20 protein-coding genes, 1 tRNA gene and 2 pseudogenes are annotated in these 16,856 nt (G+C 61.9%); 17 read left to right on the top strand and 6 right to left on the bottom strand.

What is annotated here, in order from left to right:
• Window positions 1–132: 132 nt before the first annotated feature.
• Window positions 133–208 (top strand) — tRNA-Ile (locus tag EOA29_RS02735).
• Between the two features lie 107 nt (window positions 209–315).
• Here the strand turns inward: EOA29_RS02735 and EOA29_RS02730 are convergent.
• The 3 genes from EOA29_RS02730 to EOA29_RS42745 all read right to left on the bottom strand — a co-directional run bounded on the left by EOA29_RS02730 (window position 316) and on the right by EOA29_RS42745 (window position 2,073).
• A complete protein-coding gene (locus tag EOA29_RS02730; RefSeq protein ID WP_127220186.1) occupies window positions 316–1,506 on the bottom strand; it encodes a site-specific integrase in 1,191 nt (396 codons plus the stop codon).
• A gap of 29 nt (window positions 1,507–1,535) precedes the next feature.
• Window positions 1,536–1,757: a helix-turn-helix domain-containing protein gene (locus EOA29_RS02725; RefSeq protein WP_127220185.1), complete on the bottom strand. Its 222-nt coding sequence runs from the start codon at window positions 1,755–1,757 to the stop codon at window positions 1,536–1,538.
• A 64-nt stretch (window positions 1,758–1,821) separates the two neighbouring features.
• The gene (locus tag EOA29_RS42745) at window positions 1,822–2,073 is read right to left on the bottom strand and encodes a hypothetical protein (RefSeq protein ID WP_127220184.1); all 252 of its coding nucleotides are present in this window, start codon (window positions 2,071–2,073) and stop codon (window positions 1,822–1,824) included.
• Between the two features lie 324 nt (window positions 2,074–2,397).
• On the opposite strand from EOA29_RS42745, the pseudogene EOA29_RS02715 reads away from it, so the two are divergent.
• The 5 genes and pseudogenes from EOA29_RS02715 to EOA29_RS41115 all read left to right on the top strand — a co-directional run bounded on the left by EOA29_RS02715 (window position 2,398) and on the right by EOA29_RS41115 (window position 8,737).
• Window positions 2,398–3,587 (top strand): annotated as a pseudogene (locus tag EOA29_RS02715) (DUF932 domain-containing protein).
• Window positions 3,588–3,758: 171 nt separating this feature from the next.
• Entirely contained in the window at window positions 3,759–5,855 is a 2,097-nt protein-coding gene (locus EOA29_RS02710) for a ParB/RepB/Spo0J family partition protein (RefSeq protein WP_127220183.1), read from the top strand.
• A 62-nt stretch (window positions 5,856–5,917) separates the two neighbouring features.
• On the top strand, window positions 5,918–6,964 hold the full coding sequence (locus EOA29_RS02705; protein WP_127220182.1) for a toprim domain-containing protein: 1,047 nt from the start codon (window positions 5,918–5,920) through the stop codon (window positions 6,962–6,964).
• A 323-nt stretch (window positions 6,965–7,287) separates the two neighbouring features.
• The gene (locus EOA29_RS02700) at window positions 7,288–8,217 is read left to right on the top strand and encodes a DUF2493 domain-containing protein (protein WP_127220191.1); all 930 of its coding nucleotides are present in this window, start codon (window positions 7,288–7,290) and stop codon (window positions 8,215–8,217) included.
• Window positions 8,218–8,569: 352 nt separating this feature from the next.
• Entirely contained in the window at window positions 8,570–8,737 is a 168-nt protein-coding gene (locus EOA29_RS41115; protein WP_189478800.1) for a hypothetical protein, read from the top strand.
• Between the two features lie 64 nt (window positions 8,738–8,801).
• Here EOA29_RS41115 and EOA29_RS02695 read toward each other — a convergent pair whose 3' ends face one another.
• Window positions 8,802–9,065 (bottom strand): hypothetical protein, encoded by a 264-nt coding sequence (locus tag EOA29_RS02695; RefSeq protein WP_127220181.1) that lies wholly within the window; start codon window positions 9,063–9,065, stop codon window positions 8,802–8,804.
• A gap of 7 nt (window positions 9,066–9,072) precedes the next feature.
• A complete protein-coding gene (locus EOA29_RS02690) occupies window positions 9,073–9,282 on the bottom strand; it encodes a hypothetical protein (protein WP_127220180.1) in 210 nt (69 codons plus the stop codon).
• 493 nt (window positions 9,283–9,775) lie between these two features.
• Between EOA29_RS02690 and EOA29_RS42145 the strand changes: the two genes are divergently transcribed.
• A complete protein-coding gene (locus EOA29_RS42145; RefSeq protein ID WP_210213104.1) occupies window positions 9,776–10,309 on the top strand; it encodes a hypothetical protein in 534 nt (177 codons plus the stop codon).
• Between the two features lie 22 nt (window positions 10,310–10,331).
• On the opposite strand, the gene EOA29_RS02680 is transcribed toward EOA29_RS42145, so the two are convergent.
• Window positions 10,332–11,036 (bottom strand): SOS response-associated peptidase, encoded by a 705-nt coding sequence (locus tag EOA29_RS02680; RefSeq protein ID WP_127220179.1) that lies wholly within the window; start codon window positions 11,034–11,036, stop codon window positions 10,332–10,334.
• 943 nt (window positions 11,037–11,979) lie between these two features.
• On the opposite strand from EOA29_RS02680, the gene EOA29_RS02675 reads away from it, so the two are divergent.
• From EOA29_RS02675 to EOA29_RS02630, 10 genes and pseudogenes are all read left to right on the top strand, one after another.
• Window positions 11,980–12,306 (top strand): DUF736 domain-containing protein, encoded by a 327-nt coding sequence (locus EOA29_RS02675; protein ID WP_189478799.1) that lies wholly within the window; start codon window positions 11,980–11,982, stop codon window positions 12,304–12,306.
• 176 nt (window positions 12,307–12,482) lie between these two features.
• Entirely contained in the window at window positions 12,483–12,743 is a 261-nt protein-coding gene (locus tag EOA29_RS02670) for a DUF2285 domain-containing protein (RefSeq protein WP_127220188.1), read from the top strand.
• 124 nt (window positions 12,744–12,867) lie between these two features.
• Window positions 12,868–13,122, top strand: coding sequence for a DUF6499 domain-containing protein (locus EOA29_RS02665; RefSeq protein WP_127220178.1), 255 nt, complete (start codon window positions 12,868–12,870; stop codon window positions 13,120–13,122).
• A gap of 7 nt (window positions 13,123–13,129) precedes the next feature.
• On the top strand, window positions 13,130–13,633 hold the full coding sequence (locus EOA29_RS02660) for a DUF2285 domain-containing protein (protein WP_127220177.1): 504 nt from the start codon (window positions 13,130–13,132) through the stop codon (window positions 13,631–13,633).
• A gap of 129 nt (window positions 13,634–13,762) precedes the next feature.
• Entirely contained in the window at window positions 13,763–14,044 is a 282-nt protein-coding gene (locus EOA29_RS02655) for a helix-turn-helix domain-containing protein (protein WP_127220176.1), read from the top strand.
• 134 nt (window positions 14,045–14,178) lie between these two features.
• Complete coding sequence (locus EOA29_RS02650) at window positions 14,179–14,649, top strand: DUF2840 domain-containing protein (RefSeq protein WP_245468379.1); 471 nt, start codon at window positions 14,179–14,181, stop codon at window positions 14,647–14,649.
• Window positions 14,650–14,678: 29 nt separating this feature from the next.
• Window positions 14,679–15,191: a S26 family signal peptidase gene (locus EOA29_RS02645; protein WP_348628849.1), complete on the top strand. Its 513-nt coding sequence runs from the start codon at window positions 14,679–14,681 to the stop codon at window positions 15,189–15,191.
• A gap of 69 nt (window positions 15,192–15,260) precedes the next feature.
• A complete protein-coding gene (locus tag EOA29_RS02640; RefSeq protein WP_127220173.1) occupies window positions 15,261–15,599 on the top strand; it encodes a DUF736 domain-containing protein in 339 nt (112 codons plus the stop codon).
• Window positions 15,600–15,697: 98 nt separating this feature from the next.
• Window positions 15,698–16,372, top strand: a complete 675-nt coding sequence (locus tag EOA29_RS02635) for a lytic transglycosylase domain-containing protein (protein WP_127220187.1) — start codon at window positions 15,698–15,700, stop codon at window positions 16,370–16,372.
• Window positions 16,373–16,615: 243 nt separating this feature from the next.
• A pseudogene (locus EOA29_RS02630) lies at window positions 16,616–16,856 on the top strand (type VI secretion protein); the annotation flags it as partial.

Below are 16,856 nucleotides of genomic sequence, written 5' to 3'. Positions count from 1 at the left end.
AATCTCCTCGGTCTGCGAACCAGTCGCGTTTTGGCAACTAGAGCGCGAATATGGGCTGATTTGGGCGGGCGTCGCCAGCGCCTTCGGAAAGCCTTGTGTCGCGAGGCGAAAAACACTAAGCCAGCCCGCGTGGGGCCTGTAGCTCAATGGTTAGAGCCGGCGGCTCATAACCGCTTGGTTGGGGGTTCGAGTCCCTCCGGGCCCACCATGACCATTGATTTCATTGATGAAAAGTGGCCTCGGCCCAAAACGTTTTGGGCCCATTATGGGCCCGGCTATGCAACGTCGGCCACGGTTTGTTCCGGCTCGATCTGATCACCTGACGACTCGCAGGACAGTTGGCTGCTTCATGGCATCGCGTTTGGCCTCGCGCTGATTGATGGCGCGAGCGATATCCACCGCGATCCGCTTCTTGTTTGCCTCACGCACATAGTTGTCAGTCACGGTCATGGAGGAATGCCCCATCGCCTCCATGATGGCTCTCGCCTGGATGTTGCATTCAGCCAGGTAGGTGCCGAAGGTGCGGCGCAAGCCATGAAGCGTGTAGCCGTCCGGAATTCCCGCCTGGCGGGTCCAATGCTGCATCATGCCGGTCAGGCTCTTTTCGGAGAACGCCCGTTTGTAGGCATTTTTCAAAACCGTACCGCCCCGCGAGCGATCGAGCGGCTCCAGGGCCGCCGCCAGCTTGTCTACGATTGGGATGAACATTTCCCTTCCGCCGTGGCGGTTGCGGTTCTTCTTCTGGCGGAAGGCAAACGCTTCGATCAACTCGAGCGAGCCGTCGAACAGTTCAATCTCCTCGGTGACGAGGTCCTCCCACTCCAGAGCGGCGATATCGCCGCGCCGGTTCCCGAGCCAGAAACCCAGCGCGTAACATGTGCGTGCAGGCGTGCCGATCGGATGCTTTGCCTCGAATTTTTCGCGGACCGCAACCGGCCAAGCGGGATTGCTGGTGGACTTGGGCACGCGAACACGAATGGATAGCGATGGATCGTCCTGCGGCTTGATCCATTTCTCAACTTCGATCGCGACCCACAGCAGTTTCTTGACGGCGACAAGCATGTGCTTGGCGACTGTGCGATTTGTCGCAAAAATGCCTTCGATTATGGCGCGAAGCCGATCCGCGTCCATGTGTTCTACCGGCGTATCGCGCCAGGTCAGCGGGTACTTTGGATCGACCCTGAGATTAAGAAAGCGCTCTATCAGGCGCACGTTTTTGCGCTGCGTCGCTTCGTCAAAATCCAGCCACTCCATGGTTGTCTCAAGCCGGCGTGCCGCATGGCCGAAGGTCCTTGGCAGCGCTCGACCAGGCAGGTCGATGATCGCAGCATTCTTGCCTAGACCCTGCGTCGCCCTTTGATATTCGGCTTCAAATTCCGGAGCGCCCGGCTTACCGGGAAGCCGGATTTCCGGCATGCCTTTTGCCCGATAGCGATAAACGGTCTTGCCGTTCCTGGTCCGCGAAGAGACGCCCGGGTAGCGCGCATCCTTGAAGGGTCTGGCCATTGAAGTCTCCGCCGGCAGCTGGGCTGCAGCTAGTCCTTAAGTGACGATTTCTCCTGCATTGCCTTGAGTGAAAGAGCATTCGTGTCCATGGCAACGCGCAGGAGGAGCGCATAGGGGAAGCCTCTGCCTTGCTCGATGCCTTCGAAAGTGCGCTTCGGTATTCCAAGCAGCTTGGCTGCGGCTTCGGCAGTGAACCCCGCCTCAGCCCGCCAAGCTTTCACTTCCAGCGCAAGCTTTTCACGTTCGTCCACATCGCTTCTTCCTATGGGCCATCAACTGTAATACGCCAGCAGCGTATACGCAAGGAGCGTATTTCTATAGTCTCTTTGCCTCCCTGTTGCTCCGCTCTAGAAGTTCTTGCAGACCAGTGTCTTTGTCTGGCAGTGCTGTGAATGCTATATCGAGCGCGACGCGGTCCCAGATAGCGCGACTGTTGACGCGCTTGGGTCGAGGCATGCGCCCGTTGGCAACCATCTCGTCGAAAAGCGTCGTCCCAACACCCACGTAGCGTGCCGCTTCGTCCCGAGAGAGGCCTCGCGGCGGGTATGCTATTGCGTCACTCTTCATGGGCGTCGCCCTGCGCACGAACGAATACAGTTTCCTCGCGCGTCGCGAGGTCAGTCGCCACAGTTAGCTGACCGTGCCCCATGCGGAAGACCGCTCGACAGCTTGTTCGGCAACAAGAAGCCGTAGCGTGCAATTCGGATAGACGTCGCGGGTGTGTGTCGCTCCGAGGATCCCGCGATACGGCCACTCAGCGGCTGTCTACCGTCTGGACGCCGCCTTTTGCGCCGAGACCTGCAACACCAGGAGAGTAAGAGTCTGGATCAGGCTCCGTGACGGGTTAAGGGCTGGGAGAGGGCTCCCGGCGCCCGTCATGGGAGATAACCCATGACACAAGTTTTGGACGCCACCCGCGATCGTTCTGGCGGCTATAAGGTGGATCTCAGCCGCGGCGAGCGGATCGGCCGCGTATCCTCGGAATGGTTTTCGCGCCCGGCCGATGAGCGCTACCTGTCCTTGTCGAAGCTATTCGAGGCGGTGCGGGGCCGGACCGGGCGCAGCCGGACGAGAACTGTGGAGAGCGCGGCTATTCGGGTAGAGGCGAGCCGCGACGATAGCGAGCGCCTGACGCTTGTGTTGCCGGGCTCCGAGGTTCCTGTCGCCCCGACCCATTGGAGCTTCGGTCAACTCGCCAGCCTCGTTGGCGCACCGGCCGCTTACCTGGCCAGCTTCCGGCGCCCCTGGCCGGTATCAATCTTCAATACGGCCTGACGTCCCACCGCGCCGAGCAGGTGAAGACGCTCGAAATCGAGGACGGACGCGTCGAGTTGCGCGCCGTCACCGGCCCGGAATACGGCCGCATCTTCGACCATGAACTGGTCGCCGCCGTCCAACGCATCGCCGGTAACGGCACCGGCGACACCCGGTGGAAAGTGCCTGGCGTGCTCGATTGGTCGAGCGGCATCTACAATCCGCGCGTCAATATCACGAAGGACACCACGACGCTTTATGGCTCGGACCGCGACGTCTTCCTTTTCCTGGTCGACGACCTCAATCCGATCGAAGCCGGCCGGCTGCCCGACGGCTCACCCGACCTCTATTTTCGCGGCTTCTACTGTTGGAACTCGGAGGTCGGCGCCAAAACGCTCGGCATCGCTAGCTTCTACCTCCGAGCTGTCTGCCAGAACCGCAATCTCTGGGGCGTCGAGGACTTTGAAGAGATCACCATCCGCCATTCGAAATACGCTGCCTCGCGCTTTGCGCACGAGGCAGCACCTGCGCTGACCCGCTTCGCGAACTCTTCGCCGATACCTTTCGTCAACGGCATCAAGGCCGCGCGGGAGAGGATCGTTGCCCGCTCGGACGATGATCGCGCACAGTTCCTGCGCAAGCGCGGCTTCTCCAAGGCAGAGACTGCGAAGATCATCGAAACTGTGCTGACCGAGGAAGGCCGCAAGCCCGAAAGCGTGTTCGATTTCGTGCAAGGCATTACCGCCGTTGCTCGCGGCAAGATGCATCAGGATGCCCGGCTCGATCTGGAGGCGCGGGCGAAGAGACTGCTCGATCGGGCAGCCTGAGTTTCGGCAACCGGCGATGCTGGCTCTTCCTGTCTGCTTCGCATCTTTGTGTCCTTCTTGTCTGTCGGTTCTGCGGCGCCGTCCTCCAGAGTCAGAGGGCGGCGCTGCGCTTCGTGACGGGTTGGAGGCCGAGAGAGAGGCTTTCGGCCGCCCGTCGCGGAGTACATCGCTATGGCTACTGCTGCCAAGAAAATCACCTTGTCGCCCTCGCGCGACATCCCCTTCAACAAGCTCGTTCTCAGCCAGTCGAACGTCCGGCGCATCAAGGCCGGCGTGTCGATCGAAGAACTGGCCGAGGACATCGTCCGGCGCGGCCTGCTGCAGGGCCTCAGCGTGCGACCAGTCAAGGACGAAGGTGGCGTTGAAACCGGCATGTTCGAGATCCCGGCCGGTGGCCGGCGCTATCGAGCACTGGAGGTGCTGGTAAAGCAGAAGCGCCTCGCCAAGACCGCGCCCGTGCCCTGCGTCGTGCGCGACGACGGTATCGCCGAGGAGGACTCACTGGCCGAGAATGTGCAGCGCGCCCCATTGCATCCCCTGGATCAGTTCCGCGCATTCCTCACACTGCGAGAGAAGGGCCAGTCGGAAGAAGAAATCGCTGCTGTCTTCTTCGTTTCGGTCGGTATCGTCAAGCAGCGCCTGAAGCTGGCCTCGGTGTCGCCGGCCCTGCTTGAGATCTATGCAGACGACGGTCTGACGCTCGACCAGCTCATGGCTTTCACCGTCTCCGCCGATCATTCACGCCAGGAGCAGGTGTTCGAGCGCCTGAAGGCCTCCTACGACAAGCAGCCCTATGCCATCCGGCGTATGCTGACGGAAGGCGCGGTGCGCGCTTCGGACAAGCGGGCGCAGTTTATCGGCATCGATGCCTATGTCGAGGCCGGCGGAACGATCATGCGCGACCTGTTCCAGGGCGATGACGGGGGCTGGCTGCAGGATGTCGCGCTGGTCGACCGCCTCGTTGCTGACAAGCTGGAGCGTGAGGCCGAGACGATTCGCGCAGAGGGCTGGAAGTGGATCGAGATCGCGCCCGACTTCGCTTACGGCCACGCTTTCGGGCTCCGCCAACTTCGCGGCGAGCCGCTGCCACTTACTGCCGACGAGCAGACCACACGCGAAGCGCTTCAAGGTGAGCGTGATCGTCTGTCCGAGGAATACGACAGCGTCGAGGATCTCCCGGAGGAAATCGATCAGCGTCTCGCTGAATTGGAGGCTGCGCTCGAATCCTTCGAAGCCCGGCCACTTGCCTTCGAGCCAGCAGAAATCGCCCGCGCCGGTGCCTTCGTCAGTATCGCACCCGACGGCTCTCTGCGCGTCGAGCGCGGATACGTGCGCCCCGAGGACGAACTCCCGGTCGATGACGGACCGGCTGAAGCGGGCGATGAGCTTGCAATGGCTGACGCGATTCGTGATAGCGACAGCATCTCGGCGGACACCGAGCCGATGGCCGAGCCCGAGGAGGAAGAAGGCCTGTCGCCTATTTCAGACCGGCTTATGACGGAACTGACCGCGCATCGAACTCTTGGTCTGCGCCATGCGCTCGGCGAACAGCCTGACATCGCTTTTCTCGCGGCGCTGCACGTGCTCACGCTGAAGACTTTTTACCACTACGGATCGGACAGCTGCCTTGAGTTGGACCTGAAGAGCGTTGGCTTCGGTGCCCAAGCTCCAGGGCTGAACGATAGCCTGTGTGCTCGGGCGATCAGCACCCGACACGATGACTGGGCCAAGGTGTTGCCAAAGGAAGCCACTGAGCTGTGGGACGCCCTTCAGGCCTGGGATGGCGATCGGCAAGCCGCGCTGTTCGCCCATGTCGTCAGTCTGTCGGTCAACGCCGTGCATGAAGCATGGAACCGGCGGCCACGCGCGCTCGCCCATGCTGATTGGCTTGCATTGGCCGTCGACCTCGACATGGCGGCGGCCGGCTGGCGACCGACCGTGGACACCTTCCTGGGCCGCGTCACCAAGGCACGCATTCTCCAGGCTGTGATCGAGGCGAAAGGGCAGCAAGCAGCCGACAGGATCGCCCACCTGAGAAAGGGCGATATGGCGAGTGAGGCAGAAACGCTGCTCGCCGACTCCGCCTGGCTGCCAGAGCCGCTGCGGACGCCGAAGCGAGATAACGCCAAAACTGGCGAATCGGAACCATCGGCAGCAGCCGTCGAAAAGACGGCGGCGACCGGCGGCGAAACGGCCGTCGGGGAAGTCGACGGTTTCTCGGACAATGCCGGAGCCGAAGACTCAGCCCAGACAATCGCGGCTGAATAGCCAATCGCCAGTCTTCGTCTGGCCCGCCGGCGACGGCGGGCCATTTCCTTGGAGGCGCAGCCATGCTGGAAAACCCGCATGATCTTGCGCGCGGTCTCGGCCACCAGGCAGAGGCGGTGTGCCGCTATTATCTCTCCAACGGTCGGCGGCAAGGCAACTACTGGCAGGTCGGCGACGCCCGCAACACACCTGGGCGATCGATGTATGTGCGGTTGAAAGACTCTCCCAAGGGCCCAGCCGGCAAATGGACCGACGCCGCAACCGGAGAGCATGGCGACTTGCTCGATGTGATCCGTGAGAGCCGCGGTCTTGCCGACTTCGCTGATGTTGTCGAGGAAGCTCGAAGCTTCCTAAGTTTGCCGCCACCCGAACGGGAGCCGATCGCGCCTGGACGTAAGGAAGCGCCCGTAGCTGCCGGCAGGGAGGCAGCGCAGCGGCTGTTTTCGATGTCGCAGCCGATCTCGCAGACCCTCGTCGAGACTTACTTGCGTGCACGCGGGATCACAGCCCTCCACGAAGCCGGAAGCCTTCGGTTTCATCCACGCTGCTATTATCGTTCCGATGAGCATGGCCCCACCGAGACCTGGCCCGCAATGATCGCTGCTGTAACGGACCTCAGCGGCAAGCTCACCGGCGTGCATCGGACCTGGCTTGACCCAGACGGTTTCAGCGAACCTCATCTCGGCCGAGCTCCGATCGACACACCGAGGCGGGCCATGGGCGAACTGCTTGGGCACGCCGTCCGCTTCGGCCTGGCGTGCGACGTGATGGCGGCCGGCGAAGGCATCGAGACCATGCTGTCGCAGCGCTCGGTGCTCGCCGCCATGCCAATGATGGCAGCCCTCTCCGCAGCGCATTTGTCGGCCATCCTTTTCCCTGTCACACTGCGGCGTCTGTATATCGCTCGCGACAATGATCCGGCGGGGGATGGAGCCACGTCGACCTTATTTGAACGCGCCAACTCGGCCGGCATCGAGGCGATCGTTCTGACGCCGCGGCTTGGTGACTTCAATGAGGATTTGCGCCTGCTCGGTCTCGACGCTCTCCAGGCGACCTTGCGGGTTCAGATAGCACCTCAGGACGTCGCACGCTTCATGGCCGCGGCCTGACCGAAACGAGAGGCGGGTCGCATGTAGCGGTCAGGTGTCGGCTGCCACTGATGTTTCCCTCGCGCCGACGAAAAGGACCGGCCCACGGCCTTCGAGAGGGCGATCGGGCGTCGGCCGCCCCGGACCAGCAATGGCTGCGCCCGGCTATTTTCCGGCGGCCCATCCGGGCCTTTCCATCGCGAGGCAAAATAGCCGGGCTTCGCCATCCTCCACTCCCGTTCCGGCCCTCGGCCTGCGGCTGCGGGTGCAAGTCCGGACCCTCCGCCGCCATCGTCGCCATGAAGGCCGCGATGGGCGCGGTCGATCCGGCGAAGGAAACGGCAATGACCAACCAGCACGACCCCGACCTCGATCTGCAACATGTGTCATCCCCAATGGATCACGTTCTCCAGGAACTCCAGCTTTATGGCTATCGCCCCTTCGCAGATGAGCCGGATCCGCGACCGCTCCCCGAGGCGGGTGTCATAGCAATCAGCATCGTCGATATCTTCGACGCCCTCGTGGTGGCACTGTCCGACACGCGCCTCGAACCAGACCTCGAGGAACTTCTATGGGGTGCGGTCAACCTCTTTCACCGTGCCACCGGCCGCATAGAGCGCGAACTCGACGACAACGAACTCTCACAGCAGCGTTTGCAGCGCGAGCAGGATGGGTCCGAGGTCAAGTCCGTTGAGCTTGAACTGCTCATCGCTCAAGGTCAGACCTTGCTCGAACGTCGCAATGCCTTTGAGTTGATGCGGGATCAGGCGGCCGACCACTTCGAGCGTCATACCCATTCGATCTGGCGGCCGCGTTCCGGGTCGAAGGTCAACCATCGCAATCTCACCGCCGCGATGATCGACAGTCGGGATTTTGTGGCGGCAAGGAAGCATGCCGACAACCAGGTTCTTTTGCCCCCCGGGCCGAAAGTCGCCTTCACCGGCGGCCTCGACTTCAATGACCATCGCCTGATCTGGGCCAAGCTCGACCAGGTCTTGGCGAAATACCCGAACATGGTTCTGCTCCATGGCGGCTCACCCAAGGGCGCGGAATTGATCGCGGCCAAATGGGCCGATAATCGCAAAGTCCCTCAAATCGCCTTTAAGCCGGACTGGACAAAGCACGCCAAGGCCGCACCCTTCAGGCGCAACGACGCCATGCTCGATACACTGCCCATTGGCGTCATTCATTTCCCCGGCACGGGCATTCAGGACAATCTCGCCGACAAGGCCCGCAGGCTCGGCATTCCGGTGATGAAGTTCGGCCCCGCGTGAGAAGCCACACCGGCCAATCCAACCGAATGTGATTACTCCAATTTCTCGTCGCCTCGGCGCGTTGATCGGACGACCGCTCCTGTCGATGTGGCTTCGATGAAGGCAAGGCGGCGACCACCAGGGTCACGTCTCATCTCCTCTTGGAATGGAGAACAGGAACCGATCGCCGCGTTTGTCGGCGCAATTCCTTGGTCCGGTCCGAGGGCCTGATACCATCAACCCGTGAAGGGTCGGACTACGCAAAGCGTGCCGCCGTTTCGGCTCGCCTTCACGGTGATTGCGGCCGTCGGCCAGACACATCGGGCGCCTGTCACGCGGGGATCGACCCCCGCTTCCAAACAGGAGCCGGAAGATGTCCCTCGTAGAAGCCAACGCCTTCGCCTTCAGCCTCGCCACCAGCCTGATGGTCAGCATCGTCATCTTCCGCGCCGGCGACGGCACGCTCGCGGTAATACCTGCAGACGAGTATGACGGAGACGCCTCGGCAATCGTCGGCGAGATCGATCCCCACGCGCCATGAACGCTCAGTCCTTGCCGGCAACCAGCAAGGCGCCATTTGCTGCATACTTACCGACAACGAGGTATTACTCCATGTCCGGCACGTCGCCCCCGACAAAGAGGGTCGTCGGTTCCCCATACTCGCCCACGGCGGGGTTCGCCTCGCGGGACCACGCGATGGCACCGGCATGCTTTCCCGCTAGCGCCCTTGCCGTCCTTATGGCTCGCTCCTCGCTCTGCTGCTCTGCCGGCCCGTAGACGGCCTGGAGGGTGCCCTCTTCGTCCCGGTCGAAGGCGGTAACCACGATGAGCTTCGGGGTCTGCCGCTGCGGGAGAATGCTTTCGCCCATGGCTGCCTCACGCCACCGTGGGGTGCGTGTCGTCAAAGCTGATGGCGACCAGCCCCGGATATCGATGAGCGATGGCGAGTATCTGGGTCTCAAGCTCGCAGTTGTAGGCCATCAGCGCCTCCACGGCATCCACGGGGCTCTCATACTTGGAGATGAGCTTTTGGGCCTCCGCATGCAGTTCGGCCTTGGCGGTCGGGTCGAGATTGTAGGTGCTCACGGGCACCGCTCCTTGCTGGCAACGGTTCATGCCCACAGTGAACAAAAAGGGAACGAAAATGTCAATGGGCGAATTGACTATTCGAGGAACATCTTCCTATCGATTGGCCATGCCGGAGTCCAGCAGCCGCACCCGACGCGTCGTCCAGACGCTAAGCCGTGCCCATGACATCGGGCAGCTAATCCGCGTCCGCTGCATCAACTGCAACATCACCCGCCACTACCTCCCTGGGGACCTCCTCAAGCTTATGGGGGACATTCCGTTCTGGGATGTCGAGCGGCATATGCGGTGTGAGCGGTGCAGGCGGCGGGAGTTCGATGTGGATGTCCTTCTGCCTAGCGCGGCGCAAAGCGTGAAGATACGCGTGAGGCGGCTTGTCGGGGTCCGAATGATCCGAAAGGTGATCTGGAGGGATGATTGCTGACTTTCCCATTCAGCATCTGAAACGAAATCTGCTAAAGTCCCGCTCAGTTGCACCGGGGGCTTTGAAAAAATGCGGTTTGCTATTTTGTTTTTTCTGTCTTGTTGCTCGACCGGCGCCTTTGCTGATGACGGAGCGTATGGAAAAGGCTGTGCAACATTGAATGAAAGTCAGCAGAGGCTGTCAGAGACAAATAGAGTGCAGGGCCGCTACTACTGGATCGACGATGAAGATTCCAACTCCACATACAGGCGAGACTTCATTATCGACCGACAGATTTTCTATGAGAAGGCCTCACCGTCCAGCGAATGGACCCCGTATCCGCTGCAATACGACGTTAGCGATGGGCGGCCTCTCAGATCAAAATGCAGACTGACACAGGTCGCTTCGGTTGGAGAATACAGCACAGAAACATGGGACTATGTGCTATATCGCCCCAAACTCAAAATGGCGTTCAGCTGCACGATAGTGATTGAGAAACCGTCCAACTTGCCGCTGACAAGACAATGCAATCGCATCGAGCCCACCGGCAGCGTCAAGACTGTCAACATTTGGAAGTATCGAAACGATGTCAGTCCGCCCCGCATCACCGGCTCGCCCGGATAGGAGCCATCACCTCTGACTCAATCTAGAATAGCGACCCTTGGGCCGGAGCCTGCTGCGGAAACTTGATCTGTGTGGCCGGCTTCTCGACTATCACCAAGGCATCGTCGGGCGCTGTCCGCTGCATGCGCCGCGCTTCTGACCACGGGGCTGTGAGCCAGGTCTCCACCTCCTCGCGGGTTGTGAGGATCACCGGCATAGCCTTCTCATGGATCGGCGCTATGAGGGCGTTGGGCTTGGTCGTGAGGAAGCCGTAAAGCTCGAAGTCGCCCGGCCCGTCCTTGACCCTGCGGACCCCCTGCCAGCGCGTCCACATGCCTGCGAAAAAGAACAGCGGCCGGTCCTCGCTCCGGGCAAACCAGTAGTTCCGCTGAATGCCTGTCTCCGGGTCCTTGTCGTTGGGTGCGGGGCTTGGCTCCGCGAAGCTCGTGACGGGCACCACACAGCGGTTCTCCACGCCAACGTATTGCTGCCAGTGCCCATACTGCGGATTGCGGATGTTGGTGGTGCCGTAGTCCGCTTTGCCCTTCACCCGCTCGGCTGGCGTCGGCATCCCCCAGAGCAGCTTGGCAAGCTCCCGCTGGCCGTCGGGGGCGTTGCGGACCACAGCGCCCGGCATGTTGGGATAGACATCCAGCGAGGGCTCGAGGTTGCCCATGATGTCCCGCATGGCGCGGGTCCACTCGCGGATGGCGTCTTGGCTAGTGGTGATGTTGTAGAGGTTGCACATGACGGCGAGTGTGCCCCACACCACCGCGCACGCGCAATGCAGACTTAGTGGCTGCGGTAGTGTCCGCTGACATACGTGCCCATCCTTCTGGTAGTAGCCATGCACCGCCACCGTCTTGGGCTTGCCGATGAGGTTGCTGATATCGCCGTAGCAACTTCCGATCTCAGTACAGGGACTGACTCATGGGGTCGGTGGCTGATACGTCGGCTGGTGGGCTGCAAGGTGGGCGGCTGACAGGTCTGGGCTTGGGCCGTGTGCTCGGGTGCATGCCAGGCTGTGGGTTAGCGTTTGTGGATACCGCCCCTTGTTCTGCGGGGATTGCGGTGCTTTGGCAGGGCCCGGTTGCGCAAGACGCAGCAGCCAGCAGACGGAATCCGAACGATCCACGCATGGCCAAAGCCTGCCGGAGCCTGCCTTGGGCGTTGCCGACCCGCCGGCACGTGGATGCGGAAACACGCGACCGAATTTGGGCGCCGCTGGCATTTTCATAGCCGGAGAACTCGGGAGACAGTCTATGTGCGACCCCGAAGAGCGGGGTACCGGAGCCACCACGCTTTGCGCAGATTTTTCAATGCAAACGCACGGGCCAGTTGCGAAGCGACTACCGATTGCGCGGAGCCTCTTGCCGGGGTCAGATAGGCGCAGGTCGCCTTTTCTCCTGGCACCTAGCCTGTCTTGGCCAGCACCGAAGCGGTCTCTTCGATTGGTGTTTCTGGTCTGAAGGGCGGCTTCGCCTCAATCGCTTGTTACGCAACGGTGCGTCACGACTTTCTTCCCCTGCCGGCTGCGCCGTCATTCCTCGCGAGGCAACAAAGTCGCTCCCGCGCCGTCCTCCGCTGCGCTTCGGCCCAAGGGTGCGCCAGCGATTGCCTTCGACCTTTCGGCCACCATCGAGACCGCAATGGTGCGTAGCTCGAAACAGACAGGATCAAGGAGAACTATCATGGCTACCATCGGCACCTTCAAGAAGTCCGGCAACAACGAGTTCACTGGCGAAATCGTCACCCTCAGCGTCCAGGCCCGCGCCGTCCGCATCGTCCCCGAAGTCCGCGCCACCGGCGAAAACGCCCCAAGCCACCGCGTCTTCGTCGGCCGCGCCGAGATCGGCGCCGCCTGGTCCAAGAAGTCCAACGAGGGCCGCGACTATCTGGGCCTCAAGCTCGACGATCCGAGCTTCACCGCTCCGATCTTCGCCAACCTCTTCAACGACGAGGACGGTGAAGGCTACAGCCTCATCTGGTCCCGCCCGAGCCGCCGCAACGCAGAATAGGAGACTCGATAGGCCCGCCCGGGTGGAACCGGGCGGGCCCTGAACCGCCAGCCGATGGCGGCCGTCGGGGCGATGCCAGCACGGCATCATATGATGCCCGCTGCGCCTGGCCCGCAGCCGACGTGACAGCTTTATAATTTGTGTTTTACGTCTCGCATGTTGGGGAAGTGGAAATGATGATCGAGCCATTCGACGACGCCGCGCCCACGGGCGACGACCTCACCGACTATGATCGCAGCCATGTGAAGCTCTACATGCGCCTGTTCGACGCTGATGCCGACGGCGCTGATTGGCGTGAAGTGGTCAAGATCCTTTTCGGGATCGACCCAGTAAAGGAGCCGCAGCGCGCCAAGCGCGTTCACGACAGCCACTTGGCGCGAGCCCGCTGGATGACGCGAACCGGCTACCGGCATCTTCTGCGCAAGAGCGACAACTAACCAGACTCGCCACCTAGGGTGATGCCGAAAAAGCATCACGCGATGTCGGCCCGGGGTCTTCCGCCAATCGCCATCGCTCGGAATCGATTCAGGTCCGACATGGAGCCTCACGAGGACCCGCACGATGAAGCCTGACACGTCGCGTTGGCGAGAGAGCAACAGCTACGACTTCTTCGATAGTTTGTCAGTCGAGGGGCTTGCCTGGGAGTGTCTGCGGCGCTCCGAGTCTTATCAACAGCATTACACGACGCTTCTTCGCTCGGGAACCGAAAGGCTACCGTTGGTCACGGAAGAGCAGAAACGCTGGGGGTTGCGATTTCGCGGCGCGGCCCGATTTGTCCGCATTGAAACAGGACGTTTTGTGGTCACCTCTTATTGACCCTGCTGTGCTGACTCTTGCGCCGTCGCCGGATTTCCTGTCGTCCGAGCCGTCTGCCGCGCTCGCCGAAATCGAAGACCGTCGAGACAGCCTGCAGGGTACGCATATCATTCACGAGAGTGGGATTGCGACACAGCTTCTTCTCCTTCCCGGAAGTACGGCGAACCGCTCTCTCGCGGCCTTGATCCCATTGGATTCCCAAACGCTCGGACGTGTAGAGGCCCTCGTTCGTTTCTGGCGCGCCCATCAGGGGCGGCCCGTGCCACCGGACACACGAGTAACGGTCCAACAAAAGCGCCGCCTGCGCCTGATGATGCGGGCCTCTGATGGCCGCGCCAATGGCGCCAGCTACCGTGAAATCGCGACCGCCTTTTATGGGACGGGGCGTGTTGTCTCCGCCCCGTGGAAAACCTCATCCCTGCGCGACGCCGTGATCGGTCTTGCCAAGGGTGGGAAAGCCATGATCGCCGGCGGCTATCTGCAATTGCTGCGCCATCGCAAGCGCCCCTAGCACCCCAGGGGGTGGGAATATTGCGCCCCCAATCTTCCCCATCCCCTGCGAAGTCTCCTTTCCGCCACGGTGGTCGCTGTCCCGCCGCTGAGCACCAGCGGTTCTCAAAACCCCACGGAGGCCCGACAGATGCGACCAGATCTATCCCTCTTGCCGCCGCGCTTTCTGCGCACCAAGGAAGCTGCCGAGTTCCTCAGCCTGTCGTCCCGCACGCTCGAGAAACACCGTACCTACGGCACTGGCCCCGGCTATCGCAAACTGGGCGGTCGTGTCGTCTATGCGGTGGACGATCTCCAGGCCTGGGCTGAGCGCGGCGCAGTGACCTCGACTTCCGATCCGCGCGGTTCCGTGCTTCCAGCCAAGCGCCAACCGCCGGCGGCTTTTGCGCCGACCGGTCGGTACGGGCGCTGACCTGTGCTCCGCGCGTAGGCGTCGAGGACTCACCACGCTGGCAACACTCTCGCGTCCCGCTTCCCCGTGAAATCAGGAGACAGCCAATGGGCACTGTCATTGACTTCCGTTCAGGCCGATCGGTGCTCGGCGCGATGAACGATGACGGCTTGACGCACGTCGAATTGACATGGGTCGAGAAGAAGATCGAGTATTGGATCCGCTTCGGTTCGGTCGCTCGGGAGAAGGTGATCGACCGCCACCGGCGCATCGTTTCTTTTCGTCCAGGCACCGTCTTTGCCTTCGTTCGCTGGGCCGCGAACGACTTCGGCACGATCATTTCCCGCGTCGATATCGTCCGCGTTGTTGGCGAGGACGAAGCGCACCAGACGCTGCCTTTCGTCCGACCTGGCGGCGACATCCTGCTCAAGTCCGAGGGCTGGCCCAAGGTGGAGCGGGTGTTGCAGGCGATCGATGGCATCGAACGACTCGGCATCAATCCGGAAGTGGTCTCGGCCGATCACTGGCGTCATGTCCACAACCGATTGACGGCGGGACAGGAGCCACGCGCTTATACGTTGGATCTTCACCGCGCCCACTTGCTGCGGCGGCAGTTTCAGCCATGACGCGGTCCGCAATTTTGCTTGCGGCAGCGATGGCGACCGCGGCCATGCTCTGTCCAGCGTTCACCGCGATATCGCCAAGGTTAATCTGGAATGCTTCGGCCAGCACGCCAGTCGGCCTGTACCTGATCGACGGCAGCGCTCCGTCCTCGGCGACGGGTCTCGTTGCCGCAGAGCCGCCCGAACCACTCGCAAGATTGCTTGCCGGCCGCGGCTACCTGCCGAAGGGCGTGCTGTTGCTCAAGCACGTCATCGCGGGTTCGGGCCAAATCGTGTGCCGGAAAGGGCTGACCGTTTCAGTCGATGGCACTGAAGTCGGCATGGCACTCAAACGCGATCGTGCCGGTCGCGATCTGCCAGACTGGCAGGGCTGCCGGCGCATTCCCCCCGGTGCCGTTTTCCTGATGAACAGCCAAGTCCGCGACAGCTTCGACGGACGTTACTTCGGCCTCCTTCCTACAGATCGCATCGTCGGCCGCGCAATTCCGCTGTGGACGGACGAACAGGGCAACGGCCGCTTCCAATGGCGTGCGCCAGCGCGGTGAGCGCGCCACCGGCGGCGCCTTTCGTGCCGTCCGATCGTCACCGCAACCATCAAGAACAGGAGACAGGACATGCCACAGATCGGAGAGTTCATCCGGCATCAGACCGGCTATTCAGGACAAATCCGCACGCTCAGCCTCAACCTCGAGATTGCGATCGTTGCGGCCGAAGCGAGCGATGCGGACAATGCGCCCGACTATCGTGTGCATGCTGGCGCAGAAGACGGCACCACCATTGGCGCCGGTTGGAAACACTCCAGTGAAAAGGCCGGCGAGTTCGTAACGCTGCAGATAGATGACCCGACTTTCGCGCAGCCGATCCGCGCCTATCTGTTCCAGAACGACGATGACAAGAAGTCCTGGTCCCTGCAATGGTCGCGCCCGCGTGACCGCGCAGAGAAGGACAAGTGATGTCCGCGCGCCGTCGCTCGACGCCCCAATCGGGAGCGCCCGCGTCGCCTCGCACGGGCAGGCAGACAACTCTCGTTCTGCTTGGCTGGCTCAGCACCATGTGCCTGGTTTCCGCGCATGCCCTGGCGCAGAGCCCTACAGTCGTCTTGCCGTCGGCGCGCAAACTCTATGACGTCCACATAGCGGAGGCGGCGAGGCGTTTTCGTCTTCCGCCTGCCTGGATCCGCGCTGTTCTCATCGCCGAAAGTGCCGGCGACCAACGCGCCACATCGCGCAAGGGTGCCATGGGTCTCATGCAGATTGTGCCTGATACCTGGTCCGATCTGCGCGTCTGGTATGGTCTTGGCGGCGATCCCTATGATCCGCACGACAATATCATTGCCGGCGCGGCTTATATCCGCGAGTTGCTAGATCGCTACGGATCGCCCGGCTGGATTGCTGCCTACAATGCCGGCCCCGGACGTTACGAGGCGTCTCGGCAAGGCAGGCGGTTGCCGCGGGAAACGCGCGCCTACGTCGCTGACGTCACATCCGCCATACTCAACGACGGGACGCGGAAAGCGCTCAGTCCGGCGGGCACAGCACAGCATGGTTGGAGGTACGCTCCCCTCTTCATCGCGCAACCGGCTAGCAAGCCGGACGATGGTTCAATGCAGCCGGAGCGTTCCCGCGATGAGGCTTCAAAGGCTATGCCACGGGCGAGGTCGGGAGACGCCACTCCACAGTCGACTGATCTATTCGTACCCAAAGCGAACGGAAGGTCCGCGCCATGAGCTATCTCAGCGCGCTTCGGACCGTCTCGTGCTCCAGCGTGCCATGGCGGGCGGAGAGGGGAGAGGCAGGCAAATCAACCGGGGGATGGCTAGATAAAAGCTCGCACATTGTGCGTCGGCCGGTCGGTTGTTTTTGGGCGATTTTCAGGTGCTCTGCGCACATTGCGGCCATTCGGCGCAATGTGCGTCGAACGCCCAAGACTTTGTATCAGCATCTTCTTTTCCACGTTGCAGGATAGCGGCATGGCTGATGAGCACGACCTTCGGATTCGACCTGGACGCATTCGCTCCAACCATGATCAGGCTGCGCGGCCGTTTATCGCACAGGCGCTGGCGGCGGCGAAGAAAGCCGGCGGAAGCATCTCCCGCACCGGTCAAATCAGTCACGGCAACCGTTCGCGCTTCGGCCGCGGCCGGGTCGCCAACATCCAGGCCAACCGCCTGCTGACCGGCCGCTCGCGCGTCATGGTCATCAAGACCCGTG

Origin of the sequence: Mesorhizobium sp. M1E.F.Ca.ET.063.01.1.1 (assembly GCF_003998155.1) — a bacterium.
Taxonomy (GTDB): Bacteria; Pseudomonadota; Alphaproteobacteria; order Rhizobiales; family Rhizobiaceae; genus Mesorhizobium.
The sequence above is the reverse complement of the archived record's forward strand: the minus strand, read 5'-3'. Positions and strand labels throughout refer to the sequence as shown.

Bases quoted from the DNA above. Each gene is read 5' to 3' on its own strand.
- EOA29_RS02730 (WP_127220186.1), bottom strand. From the start codon at position 1,506: ATGGCCAGACCCTTCAAGGATGCGCGCTACCCGGGCGTCTCTTCGCGG.
- EOA29_RS42745 (WP_127220184.1), bottom strand. From the start codon at position 2,073: ATGAAGAGTGACGCAATAGCATACCCGCCGCGAGGCCTCTCTCGGGAC.
- EOA29_RS02710 (WP_127220183.1), top strand. From the start codon at position 3,759: ATGGCTACTGCTGCCAAGAAAATCACCTTGTCGCCCTCGCGCGACATC.
- EOA29_RS02705 (WP_127220182.1), top strand. From the start codon at position 5,918: ATGCTGGAAAACCCGCATGATCTTGCGCGCGGTCTCGGCCACCAGGCA.
- EOA29_RS02700 (WP_127220191.1), top strand. From the start codon at position 7,288: ATGACCAACCAGCACGACCCCGACCTCGATCTGCAACATGTGTCATCC.
- EOA29_RS41115 (WP_189478800.1), top strand. From the start codon at position 8,570: ATGTCCCTCGTAGAAGCCAACGCCTTCGCCTTCAGCCTCGCCACCAGC.
- EOA29_RS02695 (WP_127220181.1), bottom strand. From the start codon at position 9,065: ATGGGCGAAAGCATTCTCCCGCAGCGGCAGACCCCGAAGCTCATCGTG.
- EOA29_RS42145 (WP_210213104.1), top strand. From the start codon at position 9,776: ATGCGGTTTGCTATTTTGTTTTTTCTGTCTTGTTGCTCGACCGGCGCC.
- EOA29_RS02680 (WP_127220179.1), bottom strand. From the start codon at position 11,036: ATGTGCAACCTCTACAACATCACCACTAGCCAAGACGCCATCCGCGAG.
- EOA29_RS02675 (WP_189478799.1), top strand. From the start codon at position 11,980: ATGGCTACCATCGGCACCTTCAAGAAGTCCGGCAACAACGAGTTCACT.
- EOA29_RS02670 (WP_127220188.1), top strand. From the start codon at position 12,483: ATGATCGAGCCATTCGACGACGCCGCGCCCACGGGCGACGACCTCACC.
- EOA29_RS02665 (WP_127220178.1), top strand. From the start codon at position 12,868: ATGAAGCCTGACACGTCGCGTTGGCGAGAGAGCAACAGCTACGACTTC.
- EOA29_RS02655 (WP_127220176.1), top strand. From the start codon at position 13,763: ATGCGACCAGATCTATCCCTCTTGCCGCCGCGCTTTCTGCGCACCAAG.
- EOA29_RS02650 (WP_245468379.1), top strand. From the start codon at position 14,179: ATGAACGATGACGGCTTGACGCACGTCGAATTGACATGGGTCGAGAAG.
- EOA29_RS02645 (WP_348628849.1), top strand. From the start codon at position 14,679: ATGGCGACCGCGGCCATGCTCTGTCCAGCGTTCACCGCGATATCGCCA.
- EOA29_RS02640 (WP_127220173.1), top strand. From the start codon at position 15,261: ATGCCACAGATCGGAGAGTTCATCCGGCATCAGACCGGCTATTCAGGA.
- EOA29_RS02635 (WP_127220187.1), top strand. From the start codon at position 15,698: ATGTGCCTGGTTTCCGCGCATGCCCTGGCGCAGAGCCCTACAGTCGTC.